Source organism: Pseudomonas sp. NFACC14, assembly GCF_900106885.1.
Lineage (GTDB): Bacteria > Pseudomonadota > Gammaproteobacteria > Pseudomonadales > Pseudomonadaceae > Aquipseudomonas > Aquipseudomonas fluorescens_AA.
Window position 1 is genome coordinate 1 of the sequence record NZ_FNOA01000033.1, and the last position, 16,069, is coordinate 16,069.

General features: G+C 63.6%; 15 protein-coding genes. 10 read left to right on the top strand and 5 right to left on the bottom strand.

The annotated features are described in order from the left end of the window. Positions 1-132: 132 nt before the first annotated feature. The gene (locus BLU85_RS28335; RefSeq protein ID WP_092205092.1) at positions 133-2,079 is read right to left on the bottom strand and encodes a methyl-accepting chemotaxis protein; all 1,947 of its coding nucleotides are present in this window, start codon (positions 2,077-2,079) and stop codon (positions 133-135) included. Between the two features lie 52 nt (positions 2,080-2,131). Beyond that, positions 2,132-3,802 carry a diguanylate cyclase GcbA gene (gcbA, locus tag BLU85_RS28340; protein ID WP_092205093.1) on the bottom strand — a complete coding sequence of 557 codons (1,671 nt, stop codon included), beginning with the start codon at positions 3,800-3,802 and terminating at the stop codon, positions 2,132-2,134. 284 nt (positions 3,803-4,086) lie between these two features. Here gcbA and BLU85_RS28345 point away from each other — a divergent pair, with 284 nt between their 5' ends. The 6 genes from BLU85_RS28345 to BLU85_RS28370 all read left to right on the top strand — a co-directional run bounded on the left by BLU85_RS28345 (position 4,087) and on the right by BLU85_RS28370 (position 10,734). Continuing rightward, positions 4,087-5,154, top strand: coding sequence for a DUF2333 family protein (locus BLU85_RS28345; RefSeq protein WP_092205094.1), 1,068 nt, complete (start codon positions 4,087-4,089; stop codon positions 5,152-5,154). A gap of 3 nt (positions 5,155-5,157) precedes the next feature. Beyond that, entirely contained in the window at positions 5,158-5,715 is a 558-nt protein-coding gene (locus BLU85_RS28350) for an NUDIX hydrolase (protein WP_060739343.1), read from the top strand. 169 nt (positions 5,716-5,884) lie between these two features. Beyond that, the gene (locus tag BLU85_RS28355) at positions 5,885-6,256 is read left to right on the top strand and encodes a translation initiation factor Sui1 (RefSeq protein ID WP_003197435.1); all 372 of its coding nucleotides are present in this window, start codon (positions 5,885-5,887) and stop codon (positions 6,254-6,256) included. Between the two features lie 211 nt (positions 6,257-6,467). Continuing rightward, positions 6,468-8,381: an arginine decarboxylase gene (speA, locus tag BLU85_RS28360; RefSeq protein ID WP_060739342.1), complete on the top strand. Its 1,914-nt coding sequence runs from the start codon at positions 6,468-6,470 to the stop codon at positions 8,379-8,381. Positions 8,382-8,635: 254 nt separating this feature from the next. Further along, the gene (locus BLU85_RS28365; protein WP_092205095.1) at positions 8,636-9,943 is read left to right on the top strand and encodes a type VI secretion system Vgr family protein; all 1,308 of its coding nucleotides are present in this window, start codon (positions 8,636-8,638) and stop codon (positions 9,941-9,943) included. Then, positions 9,940-10,734 carry a DUF4123 domain-containing protein gene (locus BLU85_RS28370; protein ID WP_092205096.1) on the top strand — a complete coding sequence of 265 codons (795 nt, stop codon included), beginning with the start codon at positions 9,940-9,942 and terminating at the stop codon, positions 10,732-10,734. The genes BLU85_RS28365 and BLU85_RS28370 overlap by 4 nt, the downstream gene beginning before the upstream one ends. Before the next feature lie 3 nt (positions 10,735-10,737). Here BLU85_RS28370 and BLU85_RS28375 read toward each other — a convergent pair whose 3' ends face one another. Next, entirely contained in the window at positions 10,738-12,087 is a 1,350-nt protein-coding gene (locus BLU85_RS28375) for an MATE family efflux transporter (protein WP_092205097.1), read from the bottom strand. Positions 12,088-12,270: 183 nt separating this feature from the next. Next, complete coding sequence (locus BLU85_RS28380) at positions 12,271-12,564, bottom strand: hypothetical protein (RefSeq protein WP_003197447.1); 294 nt, start codon at positions 12,562-12,564, stop codon at positions 12,271-12,273. Positions 12,565-12,728: 164 nt separating this feature from the next. Between BLU85_RS28380 and BLU85_RS28385 the strand changes: the two genes are divergently transcribed. From BLU85_RS28385 to BLU85_RS28400, 4 genes are read left to right on the top strand one after another with little or no spacing between them, the layout of a single operon-like run. Beyond that, positions 12,729-13,034 carry a MazG-like family protein gene (locus BLU85_RS28385; protein ID WP_092205098.1) on the top strand — a complete coding sequence of 102 codons (306 nt, stop codon included), beginning with the start codon at positions 12,729-12,731 and terminating at the stop codon, positions 13,032-13,034. Further along, positions 13,031-13,780: a methyltransferase gene (locus tag BLU85_RS28390; RefSeq protein WP_092205099.1), complete on the top strand. Its 750-nt coding sequence runs from the start codon at positions 13,031-13,033 to the stop codon at positions 13,778-13,780. Before BLU85_RS28385 ends, BLU85_RS28390 begins: the two co-directional genes overlap by 4 nt. A gap of 25 nt (positions 13,781-13,805) precedes the next feature. Beyond that, positions 13,806-14,423, top strand: coding sequence for a DUF4136 domain-containing protein (locus BLU85_RS28395; protein ID WP_092205100.1), 618 nt, complete (start codon positions 13,806-13,808; stop codon positions 14,421-14,423). Positions 14,424-14,443: 20 nt separating this feature from the next. Beyond that, positions 14,444-15,001 carry a DUF4136 domain-containing protein gene (locus BLU85_RS28400; protein ID WP_092205101.1) on the top strand — a complete coding sequence of 186 codons (558 nt, stop codon included), beginning with the start codon at positions 14,444-14,446 and terminating at the stop codon, positions 14,999-15,001. Positions 15,002-15,214: 213 nt separating this feature from the next. On the opposite strand, the gene BLU85_RS28405 is transcribed toward BLU85_RS28400, so the two are convergent. After that, on the bottom strand, positions 15,215-16,069 hold the full coding sequence (locus BLU85_RS28405) for a MaoC family dehydratase (RefSeq protein WP_092205102.1): 855 nt from the start codon (positions 16,067-16,069) through the stop codon (positions 15,215-15,217).

Genomic DNA, 16,069 nt, shown 5'->3' on the forward strand with positions numbered 1-16,069 from the left:
CAGGCTTCCCTCGAATCTAATGTGGGAGCGAGCTTGCTCGCGATGACGGCGGCATATCCAGCATCGATGCAAGCTGACGCACCGCTATCGCGAGCAAGCTCGCTCCCACAGTGTTTCATGCAGTCTGTGGCGCTAAACCCGAAATGCCTGCACGGCGGTGTGCAAACGTCCGCCCAGCACCAGCAGATTGTCACCCTGTTCCCGGCCCTGGCCGATGCGCAGCAGGTTGTCTGCGCCCAGTTGATGAATCCGCTCGCTGTGATCGCGGATTTCGCTGACGGCGCCGCTTTGCTGGGCGGTGACGTCGGCGATGCGTACCGCCGTGTCGGAGATGGTCTGGATGGCGCCGACGATCTCATCCAGCGCGCCGTCGGCCGCTTGCGCCTGGTTGGCGGTGGCTTCGGCGTGTTCGACCTGGGCGCGCATGCCGTCCACCGATTGGCGCGCGGCCAGTTGCAGGCGGGCGATCAGTGTCTGGATTTCGGCCGTGGCGCCGGCCGTGCGCTGGGCCAGGGAGCGGACTTCCTCGGCCACCACCGCAAAGCCCCGGCCCATTTCCCCGGCGCGAGCCGCTTCGATGGCCGCATTGAGCGCCAGCAGGTTGGTCTGGTCGGCAATCGAGCGAATCACTGTCAACACGCCGCCGATGGTGGCTGATTCCTCGGCCAGTTGCTCGATCATCTGCGCGTTGCCTTGCACTTCCCCTACCAACGCATGCAGGCCCGTGAGGCTCAGGCCGATGACTTTCTGCCCTTGCTCCACCGCTTGCCCGGCGCTGCGGCTGGCGCCTGCGGCCTGGCTGGCATCGCCGGCCACTTGCTGGATCGTCGCTTCCAGCTCGCTGAGGGAATCACGGATCAGCGCCGTATCGTCGGCCTGATCCTCCGCACCACTGTGCAGTTCGCCGCTCAGCTCGGCCAGGGCCCGGCTGCTGCCGGCGACCTGTTCGGCGTTCACCCGAATGGTGCCCACCAGGTCCACCAGGTAAGCGCGCAGGCGATTGAGCGAAGCCTCGATGTCCTGCATTTCGCGGTTGCTGGCGCCCACGTGGATGTCCCGGCTGAAGTCTCCCTCGGCCCAGGTCGACAGGGCTGGAGCCAGGTGCGTCAGGGTACGGGCCAGGCGCCGCTGCAAGGTGTCGATGAGCAGCGCGATCAGCAGGATCAGGCCGATCATCAGCCCCTGGATCATGCGAACCTCCCCCTGGATCTGCCCATGCTGGGCCCGTACCGCCGGCTCCAGGGTATCGATCGCCGTTTGCACGTCGGCGATTTTCAGGTGCGTGGCATTGCTCAGCTCGGTGCGTTTCTGGATCAGTTCGCGGGTGCGGGTCAATTCCGCCGGGTAACGGCCGAGCAGGCTGTTGAGTTCGCGCTTGAGGGCGATGCCCGCATCTTCGGCGGCGGTTTTTTCCTGGGTCTCCAGGCCCATCAGCGCGGCGAAATCATCGCTGCCCGATTCGCTGCTGGCGGTGACACCCAACAGGGGCAGGCTGTCGAGGCGTTCGGCCTCGGCACGGATGCTCGCCAGTTCCCGTTCGACATCGGCGGCCAATTCACTACGGCCGCTGCTGACCAGTTTGTCCCGCGTGAGGGACAACCGACCCAGGTGCTGCGAAGCGGCAAACAACGGGGGCAGGTAGGCCGGGGCGCCATTGGCGTATTGGGCCAGTTGATCGAGGCTGGCGCTCAGTTCACGCTCGGCCTGCAGCAACAAGGCCTGCGGATCGCCAGCCAGTTTGCCGGCGGCCAACAGATCGGTCTTGCTGAAGCCGTCGAGGTTCGACAGGCTCGGGCGCAGGGTCTTGGCCAGCTCCGGGGGAAACTGGTCAAGGTCTTTCTGCAGCGTCTCCAAGGCCTGGGTGGCCGCGCTCAGGCGCAAGGCGTCGCCGCTGGCCAGGTAGTCCTCGATGTTGCGCGCCACTTCGCCCTGGAAATGCCGCGACAGGCCCAGGTAGCGCTCCATCAGCATGTAGGGCCGTTCCAGGGCGATCTGCGACCACCACAAGGTGGCTCCGAGGCCCAGGCAGACGGCAACTAAAAGAACGGTGTTGAGATTGGTCAGCAGCTTCAGGCGCATCAAGGGTCTACCGAGGGCAGAATCGTAAGTGCCTGAAGTTATTGCGTTTGCGTTACAGGTTTATGACCGAGTCAGTCGATTCCGATGAAAAGGTGGCACTTTGCTTTGATTGCCGGGCGCTCTGTACCCGGTTGCGTCCGGCATGCTTGGCACGGTACAGCGCTTCGTCCGCCTGGCTGGCCATCATCAGGCTGTCGGACTCATCGCTCATCTCCACCACGCCAGCGCTGAAGGTGCACCACAAGTCCTGGGGCTGGGCCGGATAGTGGATTTCGGCAAAGCGCTGGCGAATTTCATCCAGCACTTTGCAGGCGGCGTCGATGTCGGTGTCGGGCATGACGATGGCGAACTCTTCGCCGCCGTAACGGCCAATGAAGTCGGTCTTGCGCAGGCGCTGCTTGAGAAACAGCGCCAGGCTCTTGATCACCCGGTCGCCCATGGGGTGGCCGTGGCTGTCATTGACCCGTTTGAAGTGATCGATGTCGAGCATGGCGAAGCTCAGGGGCTTGCCTTCGCGACGAGCGCGGAAGCTGCAATCCTCGAGCAGTTGCAGGATATGGGTGTGGTTGTACAGGCCGGTGAGGCTGTCGCGCACCATCCGCGCCTTGAGGTTGCGCGCCCGGGCGGCACGGTTGCGCACGGTGGTGATCAAGTGCCGGGGCTTGATCGGTTTGGTCAGGAAGTCGTCGCCACCTTCGCTCATGGCGTCGAGTTGCTTGTCCAGGTCGTCTTCGGCGGACAGATAGATGATCGGCACGCTGACATAACGGTCATTGTGACGGATGACCTTGGCCAGTTCCGTGCCGGTGCAGGCTGGCATGTACATGTCGAGGATGATCAGGTCGGGCTGGAAATCCGCCAGTTCGGCCATGGCCTGGATCGGCTCGATCAGCGTGCGGGTGATGATGCCGGCGCTGTTGAGCAGGCGCTCGGTGTGCAAGGCCTGGGCGCGGGAGTCATCGATGATCAGCACTTTGTAGGGGTCGTACTGGGCGACGCAGGTCAGCACTTCGATCTTTTCCAGCAGGCTCGAGGCTTCGAGGGTGCCGGTGAGGAATTCCTGCCCACCGGCGCGTACCGCGGCCAGGCGTGTCGGGGTGTCGGTTTCCAGCAAGCTGAAGAACAGCAGCGGCAACGGTTGTTCCAGGCCTTCCTGGGCTTCGGCGGCCAGTTTCAGACCGGTGCCCGGGCCGCTGAAGTCCACGTCCATGACAATCGCCGCCGGCAGGCGCTCGACCATCGAGGCCCGAAATGCCGCGACACTGTCCAGTGCCTGGGCGCTGAGACCGAAGAACTCCAATTGCTTGGCCAGGCGTTCGGCGCGGTCATGGTCCTGCAGCATCACATAGATGGGTTTGCGCAGCGGCGGCAGGAAGGTCTGTTCGAGCTGGTCGCCGTGGCGCAGGCCGGTGCGAGACAAGCGTTGCATCAGTCGGTTGAGTTCGGTGATCAGCTGGCTGCTCAGGCGCCCGCGATTGGCGTCCACCGCTTGCAGCGACTGGCTGATGCCTTGGGCCAGTTGGGTATGCTCGGGCTGCTCGAAGCGCTCGGCAAAGCGCAGCAAGCGCAGATTGGCTTCGCTGAGCTCCGACAGATCGGTGCTTGACCACTCACTGCGCTGCAGGCGCTGCCAAATCTCCAGCATCTGGCGAGCCTGATGAATCACCCGCTGGGCGAAGTGGTGCTTGAGGCGCTCACGGCTGGGGTCTTCTGGCTCGGTCATATCCTGACTACTAGTTAGGGTGCATGCTGAGGTCGACTGGTGGCTCTATGCTAGCACCTCTTTTCCTCCATATGAGTGTCATACGTCAATATTCTGTCCAGTCGCCTGATTCAGTTTGTGACCGGACAGTCTCGTAGGCCGATGGCGACGCTTCCTTTATAGTGCTGTTCGATTGCCCTGTCGCGCCCGGCATGGTTGGCGCCGCATTATCGCGTTTCAAATCAGGCACGATGGCGTAGGGTTGTGGTCGAACCGAGAACTCAAGTGATTGAAGGAACATCGCCATGCTGGACTGGAAAAACCGCGCGGGCAGCGCGCCTGAACGTGCCGCCGAGCCGAAATCGGACACCCGCAGCTACCTGGGTGGGCTTTTTTTCAGCCGCGCACTGGCCACGCTGATCGGCCTTTACCTGCTGGTGACCATTGCCCTGGGCTGGTACTGGAGCCAGGAGCCCGCGTTGTTCCCCGTGCAGCAGAACGCCCAGGCCGCAGCCGAGAGGGATGGCCGGCAAATGGTGGTGGGCTACACCACGGTCGAGACGCTCAAGACCGTGGCCGGGACCCTGCTGACCAAGCAAGGCGGCTACATTTCCAACGACCGCTTCCCGCCAGGCCTGTGGATGGACAACATGCCGAGCTGGGAGTACGGCGTGCTGGTGCAGGTTCGCGACCTGAGCCGCGCCCTGCGCAAGGACTTCGCCCGATCCCAGTCCCAGTCCGCCGAGGACGCCGACCTGGCCAAGGCCGAGCCGCGCTTCAACTTCGACAACCGCAGTTGGGTGTTGCCTTCCAGCGAATCCGAATACCAGGAAGGCATCAACTCCCTGAGCCGCTACCAGGCCCGGCTGTCCGATCCGAACCAGAAAAGCGCGCTGTTCTACGCCCGCGCCGACAACCTGAACAACTGGCTGGGGGATGTCGGCACGCGCCTGGGTTCGTTGTCCCAGCGCCTGTCGGCCAGCGTTGGCCGGGTCAAGCTCAACACCTCGCTGAAAACCGAGGTCACGGCCCCGGGCCAAGTGCCGCAGGTGGACGAAGAGGTGGTCGAGACTCCATGGCTGCAGATCGACAACGTGTTCTATGAAGCCCGCGGCCAGGCTTGGGCACTGTCGCACCTGCTGCGCGCCATCGAAGTGGACTTCGCCGATGTACTGGCGAAAAAGAATGCCACGGTCAGCGTGCGGCAGATCATTCGTGAACTGGAAGCGTCCCAGGAACCGGTCTGGAGCCCGATGATCCTCAACGGCAGCGGCTTCGGTGTGTTGGCGAACCACTCGCTGGTCATGGCCAACTACATTTCCCGGGCCAACGCAGCGGTCATCGATTTGCGGCAACTGCTGAACCAGGGCTGATCCATGAGCGAAAGCCCCCGGGAGGTCGCTCACCGAGCGGCCTCGGATGCCGAACTGATCGCGTGGGTCGACGAGCACGACAACCTGCTCGGCAGCCTGGTGCGTTCGCAGCTGCGCGAGCGCGGCCTGATCGGGCGTGGCACCTACATCATGCTGTTCAATTCGGCCGGTGAACTGTGTGTTCACCGGCGCACCCTGAGCAAGGCCATCTACCCGGGTTTCTGGGACGTGGCGGCGGGCGGCATGGTCCAGGCCGACGAGACCTACGCCGAGTCGGCCGCCCGTGAGCTGGCGGAAGAACTGGGCGTGAGCGGCGTGGAACTGACCGCCCACGACCATTTTTATTTCGAAGACCCCGGCAGTCGCCTGTGGTGTTCGGCGTTCTCGGCGGTGTGGGACGGCCCGCTGGTCCTGCAGCCTGAAGAAGTCCTCGAAGCGCGTTTCCTGCCGCTTGAACAGGTGCTCGATGAAATCCAGCGCATGCCTTACTGCCCGGACTCCCTGGCGGCGCTTGAACGCTATTTGCGTGCCCAGGGTGGCGACGTCGCAAAGAAGCTATAAATTGGCGCTGATTGGCCCTTAGCAAGTCGGCTTTTTGCCGTTACACTGCGCGACTTTTCAAGCTGAACCGCGTCTGCGGTCCAGTAGCGCTGCCCCTGCCTGAGTGGGGTTTCGCGGTCGAGGCACGTTCTCCCCTCGACCAGTCTTTGTCCTCCCGAGAGGATTGCCGGTGGCCAAAAAAGCCGCATCCTTCGCCGCCCTGGGCGGCCTGGTATTTTCTACCGACGCCGGTCGTCATTGCCCTGATTGCCGTCAACCGGTGGATGCCTGCATCTGCAAACAGACCGCCATCCCTGCCGGTGACGGCATTGCCCGTGTGCGCCGTGAAAGCAAAGGTCGCGGCGGCAAGACGGTGACCACGATCACCGGCGTGCCGTTGGCCGAAGACGCGCTCAAGGAGCTGGCCACCACATTGAAGAAACGTTGTGGCACCGGTGGTGCGTTGAAAGACGGCATCATCGAGATCCAGGGCGATCACGTCGAGCTGCTGCTGGCGGAACTGGTCAAGCACGGCTTCAAGGCAAAGAAATCCGGCGGCTAGCAGCTTCTGTGAAAACCACCCTCGGCTTGACCCGGACCTGACGTTCGAGGTCGCCCGCATGGTTTTCACAGAGCCTGTTCTGAACGGGTTTCTAAACTCATCGCTGGGAGCAGGGTCTACCTTGCTAACAGGCAATTCGTCATTTTCACTCTCTAGACTGCCCCAGCCTCCGACCGGATGGTGCATTTTGACTTCTTTATAGGGGACTTCGATGTCCGTACGACGCACACGCAAAGACGATGGCAGCCAATGGACAGTTGCGGACAGCCGCAGCGTTTACGGGATTCGCCATTGGGGGGCCGGGTATTTCGCGATCAATGAAGCCGGTCGCGTCGAAGTCCGTCCGAACGGTCCCGGCAGTTCGCCCATCGACCTGTTCGAGCAAGTCGACCAGTTGCGCCAGAGCGGCCTCTCGCTGCCTTTGCTGGTGCGCTTTCCCGACATCCTGCAAGACCGCGTGCGCCAGCTGACCGGCGCGTTCGACAGCAACATCGCGCGCCTGGAATACCAGAGCAAGTACACCGCGCTCTACCCGATCAAGGTCAACCAGCAGGAAGCGGTGATCGAGAACATCATCGCCACCCAGAACGTCTCCATCGGCCTGGAAGCCGGTTCCAAGCCGGAGCTGCTGGCGGTGCTGGCCCTCGCGCCGAAGGGCGGCACCATCGTCTGCAACGGCTACAAGGACCGCGAGTTCATTCGCCTGGCGCTGATGGGCCAGAAGCTGGGTCACAACGTCTTCATCGTCATCGAGAAAGAGTCCGAAGTCGGCCTGGTGATCGAAGAGGCCGCGGTGCTCAAGGTCAAGCCACAGGTCGGCCTGCGCGTGCGCCTGTCGTCCCTGGCGTCGAGCAAGTGGGCCGATACCGGTGGCGAGAAGTCCAAGTTCGGCTTGTCGGCCGCGCAACTGCTGTCGGTGGTCGAGCGCTTCCGCGCCGCAGGCCTGGACCAGGGCATTCGCCTGTTGCACTTCCACATGGGCTCGCAGATCGCCAACCTGGCGGACTACCAGCACGGCTTCAAGGAAGCGATCCGTTACTACGGTGAGCTGCGCAATCTCGGCCTGCCGGTGGATCACATCGACGTCGGCGGTGGCCTGGGCGTGGACTACGACGGCACGCACTCGCGCAACGCCAGTTCGATCAACTACGACATGGACGATTACGCCGGTGTCGTGGTGGGCATGCTCAAGGAGTTCTGCGATGCCCAGAGCCTGCCGCACCCGCACATCTTCTCGGAAAGCGGCCGCTCGCTGACCGCCCACCACGCGATGCTGGTGGTGCAGGTGACCGACGTCGAAAAACACAACGACGACGTGCCGGTGATCGACAACAAGCAGGAACTGCCGGAAACCGTGCAATGGCTGGTTGACCTGCTGGGCCCGACCGATATCGAGATGGTCACCGAGACCTACTGGCGCGCCACGCACTACATGAGCGACGTGGCGACCCAATATGCCGACGGCAAGCTGACCCTGGCGGAGAAAGCCTTGGCCGAGCAGTGCTACTTTGCCGTGTGCCGTCGCCTGCACAACTCGTTGAAGGCCCGCCAGCGCTCGCACCGCCAGGTGCTGGATGAACTCAATGACAAGCTGGCCGACAAATACATCTGCAACTTCTCGGTGTTCCAGAGCCTGCCGGACACCTGGGCCATCGGCCAGGTACTGCCGATCCTGCCACTGCATCGCCTGGACGAAGAGCCGCTGCGCCGCGCCGTGCTGCAGGACCTGACCTGCGACTCCGATGGCAAGATCAAGCAGTACGTCGACGAGCAGAGCATCGAGACCAGCCTGCCGGTTCACGCTCTCAATCCGGGCGAAGACTACCTGCTGGGCATCTTCCTGGTGGGCGCCTACCAGGAAATCCTCGGTGACATGCACAACCTGTTCGGCGACACCGACTCGGTGAACATCTACCAGAACGCCGATGGCAGCGTGTACCACGCCGGTATCGAAACCCACGACACCATCGAAGACATGCTGCGCTACGTGCACTTGTCGCCGGAGGAGTTGATGACTCACTACCGCGACAAATGCGCCAGCGCCCGTATCAGCGCCGCCGAGCGCACCCAGTTCCTCGATGCGCTGCGCCTGGGGCTGACGCGTTCGTCGTACCTGTCTTCCTGACGGAGAGACAGCGCCAATAGCCGTCCCCTCAATGCCCGCTGGGGCTGTCAGAAAACACACCGCACATCGCGGGTTTTTTCTGATAGTTCCGGAGGGCATTTTTGTTTACGCCACGGCTATTTCTTCACACCGGTGCATTTAATCGGTGATGTCCTTATTTCGTGTAGTCCCTTTCCTAACCTGTACTTGCCCCCTCTACTCGACCATGGCGGTCGGCGAGAATCCCCGACCGCCCCTCCTGTAGAGATACGCCGATGTCCGATCCAGCCTGCGAGCCAGCATTTCGTCTGGAAATAGCCGGCCTGCCCGAGCCTGTTGACGTGGTGGCCTTCACGGGTAGCGAAGCCATTAGCGAACCCTTTGTCTATGAAGTGGAGCTTCTGTTGCACGATGCGAACCTGGACTTGGCGAGCCTGCTGTACCGCAGCGCCTGGTTGAGTTTCGAGACCCCGGGCCGGGGCATTCATGGGCAACTCCATGAATTGGTCCAGCACCGTCACGGCGCCGGTTGCCGGGTGCGTATCGGGCCGAAGCTGGCGTGTCTGGCGCAGCGCTTCAGCCAGCGGGTGTTCAGTGCCCGCTCGGTGCCGCAGATCATTCGCCAGGTGCTCAAGGCCCATGGCATCAGCGGCCGCCGCCTGTGCCTGGACCTGAGCGGCGATTATCCGCCCCAGGATTTCTGTACCCAGTATCGGGAATCGGACCTGCAGTTCCTCCAGCGCGTGTGCGCCCGGGCGGGTATCCACTTTCATTTCGAACACACGCGGGACGGGCATTGCCTGGTGTTCGCCGACAATCCCCACAGTTTTCCCCCTGCTGGCAAGGCTGTCTACAGGGACGACGGGCCAGTCGCCGCGGTGCGGACCTTCAGCGTGCACACCGATGTGTCGGGGCAGCAGGTTGCCCAGGGGCGCAGCGAACTGACAAACCTGCGCAGTGGCCAGGTGCTGACGTTGACGGACCATCCGTTTGCCGGTTGGAACCGGCGCTGGCTGTTGACGAAGGTCGAGCATCGCGCCCAGGGGGGGGTGTATGGCAACCATTTCAAGGCCATTCCCCGGGGCGTGCTGTTCGTGCCGGACAGTGTCCCGGCCACACCACGCATGGTGAGCCGGCAACGCGGCTGGGTCGTGGCGGTGGACGAGTCGCCGGAACTGGGGGCGGGGCGCGTGGCGGTGGAGTTCGACTGGGTCTACCAGGGCGAAGGTTCCAGCCCCAGTCATTGCTGGCTGCCCTTGGCGCCGGAGCTGGCTGCCGGCGGGGCGGCCGCGCTGTGTGACGGTACCGAGGTGCTGGTGAGCTTTATCGAAGGTGATCCGGATCGGCCGCTGATCAGTGCATTTCTGGGCGAGCCTGCCTCGGCAGCGGTTGCCGATGAGTCATCTTCAGGCGAAACACTTGGGCGGTCGGTTGCCGATCCGGTGCTGTTGTCGGCGATGCGGGAGGCCGAGCCGCTGGTCTTGTTGTGCCTGTTGCCCGAAGGCGGGCCTTTCAACCCCTGCGGCCAAACGCTGTGCACCTGCCGTATGCTCATGGGGCGCGGCGCGGGCGCTGCTCGATGAGCGCGGCCGTGCCTGGATCAACGCCGCAGTGGTTGCTGCTGGACGTACCGAGTGCGCCTGAGGCGGTGCGGCTGGTGCATGCGCAGTTCGCCGAGGCCCGGTGTTTTGCCCTGTTCGAAGGCACCGAGTTGCATGGGCTTCGCGAGCACGGCCCGCTGTTGGTGGATCTGCGCCAATCACCCGCGCTGGTCAGTCTTTGTCACCTGGACCCGCGCGCCTGGCCGGGGTTGTTGTTGGCCAGTCCAAAGCCCGTCGTGCAATTGCTCACGCATCTGCGACGCATGCTGACGGTGACACTGGGCCTGCATCACAAAGCCCTGTTGAATTACTACAACCCGCACACCGCCAGCTATTTTTTCGACGGTTGCGATTCCCATGAGCTCAGTTGCTGGCTGGGCCCGATCAGCCTGGCGCGCTGGTTCGGTGGCACGTGGGCCGACCGGGCGATCGGCAGCCAGGGTTGGCAACAACTGTCCAACCCGGGACTGCCGGTGGCGGCGCTGGAGAAAGAGCACGGCCTCAGCGACCGACAGCAGGGCCAGTTGCAACGATGCCTGTTGGAGCGCCACGCGTGGCAATGGTGCCGCTCCACCGGGCGTGATTACCGTCGCCTCTGGGAGGATTTGCAGCAGGGGCTGGCGTTGGGATTCACCGAGCGGACGGTGCTCGATGACTGGCTGTGGCTGCGCTTGCAATACCCCGATGCCCGGCCCATTCCGGGGCCGGAGGGAGGTTCGCAGCGCGAGCGTCTCGATCACCTGCGGCGGCGGTGGCGGGGTCGCCAGGATTGAAGGTTATGGGGGCGGCGCGCCGAGCCAACGGTCGCGCCGCTGCAAATGCCAGGCAAATGCACCGAGGGTCAGGCTGCGCAGGGCCATGAACAGCAGGAAGGTGATCCACAGCCCATGGTTGCCCAAGCCCAGCAGCATCCAGGCGATCGGCGATACGAGCAGTAGGGTCAGGACCATGCCGTTGCGCATTTCCCGGGCACGGGTGGCACCGATGAACAGGCCGTCGAGCAAGTAGCTCCAGACCGCGATCAGCGGCAAGGTCGCCAGGTAGGGCAGGTAGTCGTAAGCGGTGGCGCGCACGTCGGGGATATCGGTTTGCATGTCGATGAACAAGTGGCCGGCGAGCAGGAACAGCAGGGCAAAGCCGAGGCTTGCAATCAGTGACCAACCGCCGGCCACCACCAGCGAGCGGCGCAGGGCCAGTCGGTCGCGGGCGCCAATGGCATGGCCGCACAGGGCTTCCACGGCGTGGGCCAGGCCGTCCAGGGCATGGGCAGTCAGCAGCAGGCCGTTGAGCAGCAAGGCATTGGCCGCCACGGTGGCGTCCCCCAGGCGCGCGCCTTGCACCGTGATCAGGAAAAACACCGCTTGCAGTGCCAGGCTGCGAATGAAGATGTCCCGATTCACCGCCAGCAGCGGACGCCAGTTCTGCCACATGCCCAGGGCCGCCCAGGCAATCTGCCCGGGCCAGGCCCGCAGTGTCTTGCGGGCCAGGGCCAGGCCGACCAGCGCTCCGGTCCACTCGGCAATCACCGACGCCCGGGCCGAACCGGTCACGCCCCAGTCCAGGCCGATCACGAACCAAAGGTTCAGGGCGATGTTGACCAGGTTGGTCACCAACAGGATCGCCAACGGCGCACGGGCATTCTGGGCACCGAGGAACCAGCCCACCAGCGCATAGCTGGCCAGCGCCGCCGGCAAGCCGAAGAGCCGGGTATGGAAGAAGTCGCGGGTCAACTGGTTGAGCTCGGCGGACGGCTGCATGAAATGCAACGCCACGTCGCTCAACGGCACACCGACGGCACCGAGCAGCAGCGCCAGCCCCATCGCCAACAGCAGTCCTTGCCACAACACTTGCCGCAACGCCGCTCCGTCACCCCGCCCGGCGGCCTGGGCGGCGAACCCGGTGGTGCCCATGCGCAAGAAACCCATGGCCCACGCCAACACCGTATACAAGCTCGCCCCGACCGCCACGGCGCCCAACTGGTGGGCATGGGGCAAATGGCCGATGACGGTGCTGTCCACCAACGCCACCAGCGGCACGGAGATGTTCGAGAGAATCATCGGCGCAGCCAGTGCCCAGACCCGGCGATGGGTCAGGCGGTCGCGCCAGTCGGTGATCAGGTTGGACATGCGGGCTCCTTGATGGAGCGCGATTGTAGCGGGTTCTTGGATTGATCGTGCCCACGTCCCGCGTGGGATGCCTCCATAAATCTGTGGGAGCAAGGCTTGCCCGCGATGAGGATGACGCGGTCTTTCAGGGAACCGAGGCGTCTGTATCGCGAGCAAGCTTTGCTCCCACAAGTGCTCTGGAACCTAGTGAATGATCCAACTCAACAACCACAGCCCCAGCACCAGCCAGATGATGCCCATGACGATCGAGGCCCGCATGAAGGCGCGGATGGCCGAGTACAGCAGCATCAACCCGAGGATCAGCGCGATGATGCTGATGATCGAAGTGTCCATGCCCAAGGTGCGTGACAGCCCATCGACGAAGTTGCCGCCGGCGTTGGCCAGGGTGTTGAAGAGGCCGCTGAGCAGGTCGACGATGAAACGGATTACCGAACCGAGCGCCTGGCCGAGCCATTCGAAAAAGCTTTCTACCTGCATATGTGCATCCTGATGGGAGGGAATCCGAGCTGAGCCGTTGGCTCCTGATTGTAGGAGCTGTGGCGGCCGAGTTGGTTCGATTATGGGGCAAACCGTCGCTTCGTACCGAGACTCTTGCCTTCCCCGGTCATCCCCCTGAAGCTATGCGCATTCAGGAGAACCCGATGAACCTTGTTGAACTGACCGAACGCCTGCACGCCATTCGTGACCATAACGATTGGCGGCAATTCCACAGCCCGAAAAACCTCGCCATGGCCGCCAGTGTGGAAATGGCCGAGCTGGTGGAGATTTTCCAGTGGCTGACCGAGGACCAGTCGCGCCAGTTGCCGGCGGACAAACTGGCCCACGCCGGGCAGGAAGTCGGTGACATCGTGTTGTACCTGTTGCTGCTTTGCAGCGAGCTGGGCTTGGACATGGACGCCGTGGTGCGCAGCAAGCTGGCCGACAGCGAACGGCGTTTCGGCCAATGAGCGACCGTCATTTCGATCAGCTCGCCACGCGCTTCGCGGAAAAAATCTACGGCGGGGCCAAGGGCGCCATCCGCCTGGCGGTGCTTCAGGCCGATCTGCTGGAAACCTTGCCGCAGCGTCCATTGCGTGTGCTGGACATCGGCGCTGGCCTGGGCCACATGTCGTCGTGGTTGGCCGAGCGCGGTCACCAGGTGACCCTGGCCGAGCCGGCCGAGCCCATGCTCGAAGGCGCCCGTCAGCGTTTTGCCGAGGCGGGCCAGCAGGCCACGTTCATCCAGGCACCGTGGCAGGACCTGCTCGGCCAACTGACCGAGCCTTACGACCTGGTGCTGTGTCACGCGGTGCTGGAGTGGCTGGCCGAGCCCCACGCGATCCTGCCGGTGCTGCATCAACTGACGGCGCCTGGCGGTTGGCTGTCCCTGGCGTTCTACAACCGCGACGCGCTGGTCTATCGCAATCTGCTCAAGGGGCATTTCCGCAAGTTGCGCAAAAATGACATGGCCGGCGAAAAACAGAGCCTGACGCCGCAACAACCCCTTGATCCGCGAGATCTGGCGGCGCAACTTGAAGGCCTGTGGCAGGTCGAAAGCCAGAGTGGCGTACGGGTTTTCCATGACTACATGCCGGTGGAGTTCCAGGGCCGCGTGGAACTTGCGCAGTTGCTGGAAATGGAACTGGCCCACCGTCGCCATCCGGCGTTTGCCGGGTTGGGACGTTATCTGCACTGGATCTGCCGTCCCCTCTGATCCGCATGTGCAATTGGAGCGCGAAATGAAAGGTCGTTCAGGGTTGTTGGTGCTGTGCCTGGGGCTGGTGGCCTGCCAGGGCAGCAACCCCTATGTCGCCACCTCCAATCCGTTGCCGCCGGCACCACCGCAGGCCGCCACGGTGTTCGACCGCAGCGCCTACCCGGCGCCGCCCCGTGATTACGGGCGCTATCGCAGCTGGGCCTGGCGCGACGGGCGCCTGCCGCCGGGCACGGCCTGGGCGGATTCGGCCCAAGTGGCCGAAGCGGTGAGCAATGCCCTCGACCAGCGTGGCCTGCGGCCGCTGCATGACAACCGGCCCGCCGACCTGTTCGTCAGCGCCGACCTGCGCCTGGAGACCCGCGTGCGCCAGGTCCGGGATGATTATGATGCCGGCTATTACGGCGGCTATAACCGGTATGACCGCTACGGTCCGGGTTATGGCGTGTACCATCCGGTGCCGATGGTGCGCACCTATCAGGAGCAAGTCGTGGTGGTCCGGGTGGACCTGTTCGATGCGCGCACCGGTCAGCCGGTGTGGAGCGCCAGCGCCGAGACGGGCCAGCGGGGCAGCCAGAGCGAACGCAGCGATGCCATTCGCGAGGCGGTGGAAAAAGCCATGTCGGCGTATCCCCCAAGTTGATTACGCAACGGAGAAAAACCATGTTTCGCCGTCTTGCTCTATTGGCCTTCACCCTGTTGCTGGGGGCTTGTGCTTCTAATCAGGTCAACCATGACTTCGACACCAGCCGTGACTTTGCGGCGTATCGCAGTTGGAGCTGGAAAGACCCGGCGCTGCAGTATCGCCCCGATGACCCACGCATCAAGAGCGACCTGACCGAACAGCGGATCCGCCAGGCGGTGGCCGATCAACTCGACCAGCGCGGCTTGCGCCCGGCTGCGGCGGGCGGGCGCAGCGATGTGCTGGTCCAGGCCTATTTGATCGTCGAGGACCGCCAGCAGCAGGTCACCACTAACTACGGCGGCGGTTGGGGTGGCCCGTGGAATGGCTACTGGGGTGGGCCGATGTACAACGAAACCCGCAACATCAGCTACAAAGTCGCCACCGTGCAGATCGACCTGCTCGACGGCAAGGACGGCAAGCTGGTGTGGCGTGGCAGCGATGAACAACTGCTCAGCAACTCCCCCAACCCGGCCGACCGCAACACCGCCGTGCGCGAGACGGTCGGGCGGATTCTGTCCAACTACCCGCCGCGCTGAAGACGGCGAATTCAAGATGGATGGAGGCTGAGCCACCGCCATCGCGAGCAAGCTCTCTCCCACAGGGGTTGGCGGTGGACATCGAATCTATGAACACCCCGAAGCAAACTGTGGGAGCGAGCTTGCTCGCGAAGACGGCGGCACATTCGACCTCGATGCGAGCTGACCCAGCGCCATCGCGGGCAAGCTCGCTCCCACAGGGATGGACCCTGCTCAGGTCACCGGCCGCCACTCTCCCTCCATATGTTCCAGCGCCCCGGTCCCCACCAGCTGCAGTTGCCCACTGGAGCCCGCCGCGCTGGACAGCAGGGTCACTTCGCTGGGCAGGCGCACCGGTTTCTTGAAGGTCACCTCGATCTCGATGTTGGCCTCGGGCAGGTGGTCATCCAGCGCCGCGAGGGTCCTGGCCTTGTTCCACAAGCCATGGGCGATGGCGGTGGGGAAGCCGAACAGCCTGGCGCTGATACCGCTCAGGTGAATCGGGTTGTAGTCGCCGGACACCTTGGCGTACTGCCGGCCAATGTCGGCCGGCGCGGTCCAGTGCGCCACCTCCATCAAAGGCAGGCTGATATCCGGCCGGTCTTCCACCAGCGCGCCGTCAAGCTGGACCCCCTTGCACAGCATCTGGCTCTCAGCCTCCCATAAAGGGCCCAACTGGTCATCGATGTGGGTCACGAGATTGAACACCGCGCCCTTGGGATGGGCTTGCAGGTTCTCGACATGGACGCTGGCCCGCACCTGGCCGACCCCGCCCATGGGCCGCAATACGCGAATGCGGTTGTTCAAGTGGATCAGCCCCAGCAGCGGAAAGGGAAAGTCCCGCCCCGTGAGCAATTGCATCTGCAGGGCAAACGCCAGAACGTGGGGATAAGTCGGCGGCAGCAGTCCGTTATCGACGAAACCGCACACTTTGCGATAGGCCGCCAGCCGTTGCGGGTCGACTTGAAGCACCTGGCGCAAGCCTTCCTCGGGCAAGGTCGTTCCGGTGACCTTGCGCCGCGTCGCCGCTTTTGAATAGAGCCCGGACATGGATGGCGGGCTGCTGACCTCATGCCATTGGATCGTCAT

Coding starts and splice junctions, on each gene's coding strand:
- BLU85_RS28375 (WP_092205097.1), bottom strand. CDS start 12,087: ATGTCCAACCTGATCACCGACTGGCGCGACCGCCTGACCCATCGCCGG.
- BLU85_RS28380 (WP_003197447.1), bottom strand. CDS start 12,564: ATGCAGGTAGAAAGCTTTTTCGAATGGCTCGGCCAGGCGCTCGGTTCG.
- BLU85_RS28405 (WP_092205102.1), bottom strand. CDS start 16,069: ATGACGATCCAATGGCATGAGGTCAGCAGCCCGCCATCCATGTCCGGG.
- BLU85_RS28400 (WP_092205101.1), top strand. CDS start 14,444: ATGTTTCGCCGTCTTGCTCTATTGGCCTTCACCCTGTTGCTGGGGGCT.
- BLU85_RS28335 (WP_092205092.1), bottom strand. CDS start 2,079: ATGCGCCTGAAGCTGCTGACCAATCTCAACACCGTTCTTTTAGTTGCC.
- BLU85_RS28370 (WP_092205096.1), top strand. CDS start 9,940: ATGAGCGCGGCCGTGCCTGGATCAACGCCGCAGTGGTTGCTGCTGGAC.
- BLU85_RS28395 (WP_092205100.1), top strand. CDS start 13,806: ATGAAAGGTCGTTCAGGGTTGTTGGTGCTGTGCCTGGGGCTGGTGGCC.
- BLU85_RS28345 (WP_092205094.1), top strand. CDS start 4,087: ATGCTGGACTGGAAAAACCGCGCGGGCAGCGCGCCTGAACGTGCCGCC.
- speA (WP_060739342.1), top strand. CDS start 6,468: ATGTCCGTACGACGCACACGCAAAGACGATGGCAGCCAATGGACAGTT.
- BLU85_RS28350 (WP_060739343.1), top strand. CDS start 5,158: ATGAGCGAAAGCCCCCGGGAGGTCGCTCACCGAGCGGCCTCGGATGCC.
- BLU85_RS28365 (WP_092205095.1), top strand. CDS start 8,636: ATGTCCGATCCAGCCTGCGAGCCAGCATTTCGTCTGGAAATAGCCGGC.
- BLU85_RS28390 (WP_092205099.1), top strand. CDS start 13,031: ATGAGCGACCGTCATTTCGATCAGCTCGCCACGCGCTTCGCGGAAAAA.
- BLU85_RS28385 (WP_092205098.1), top strand. CDS start 12,729: ATGAACCTTGTTGAACTGACCGAACGCCTGCACGCCATTCGTGACCAT.
- gcbA (WP_092205093.1), bottom strand. CDS start 3,802: ATGACCGAGCCAGAAGACCCCAGCCGTGAGCGCCTCAAGCACCACTTC.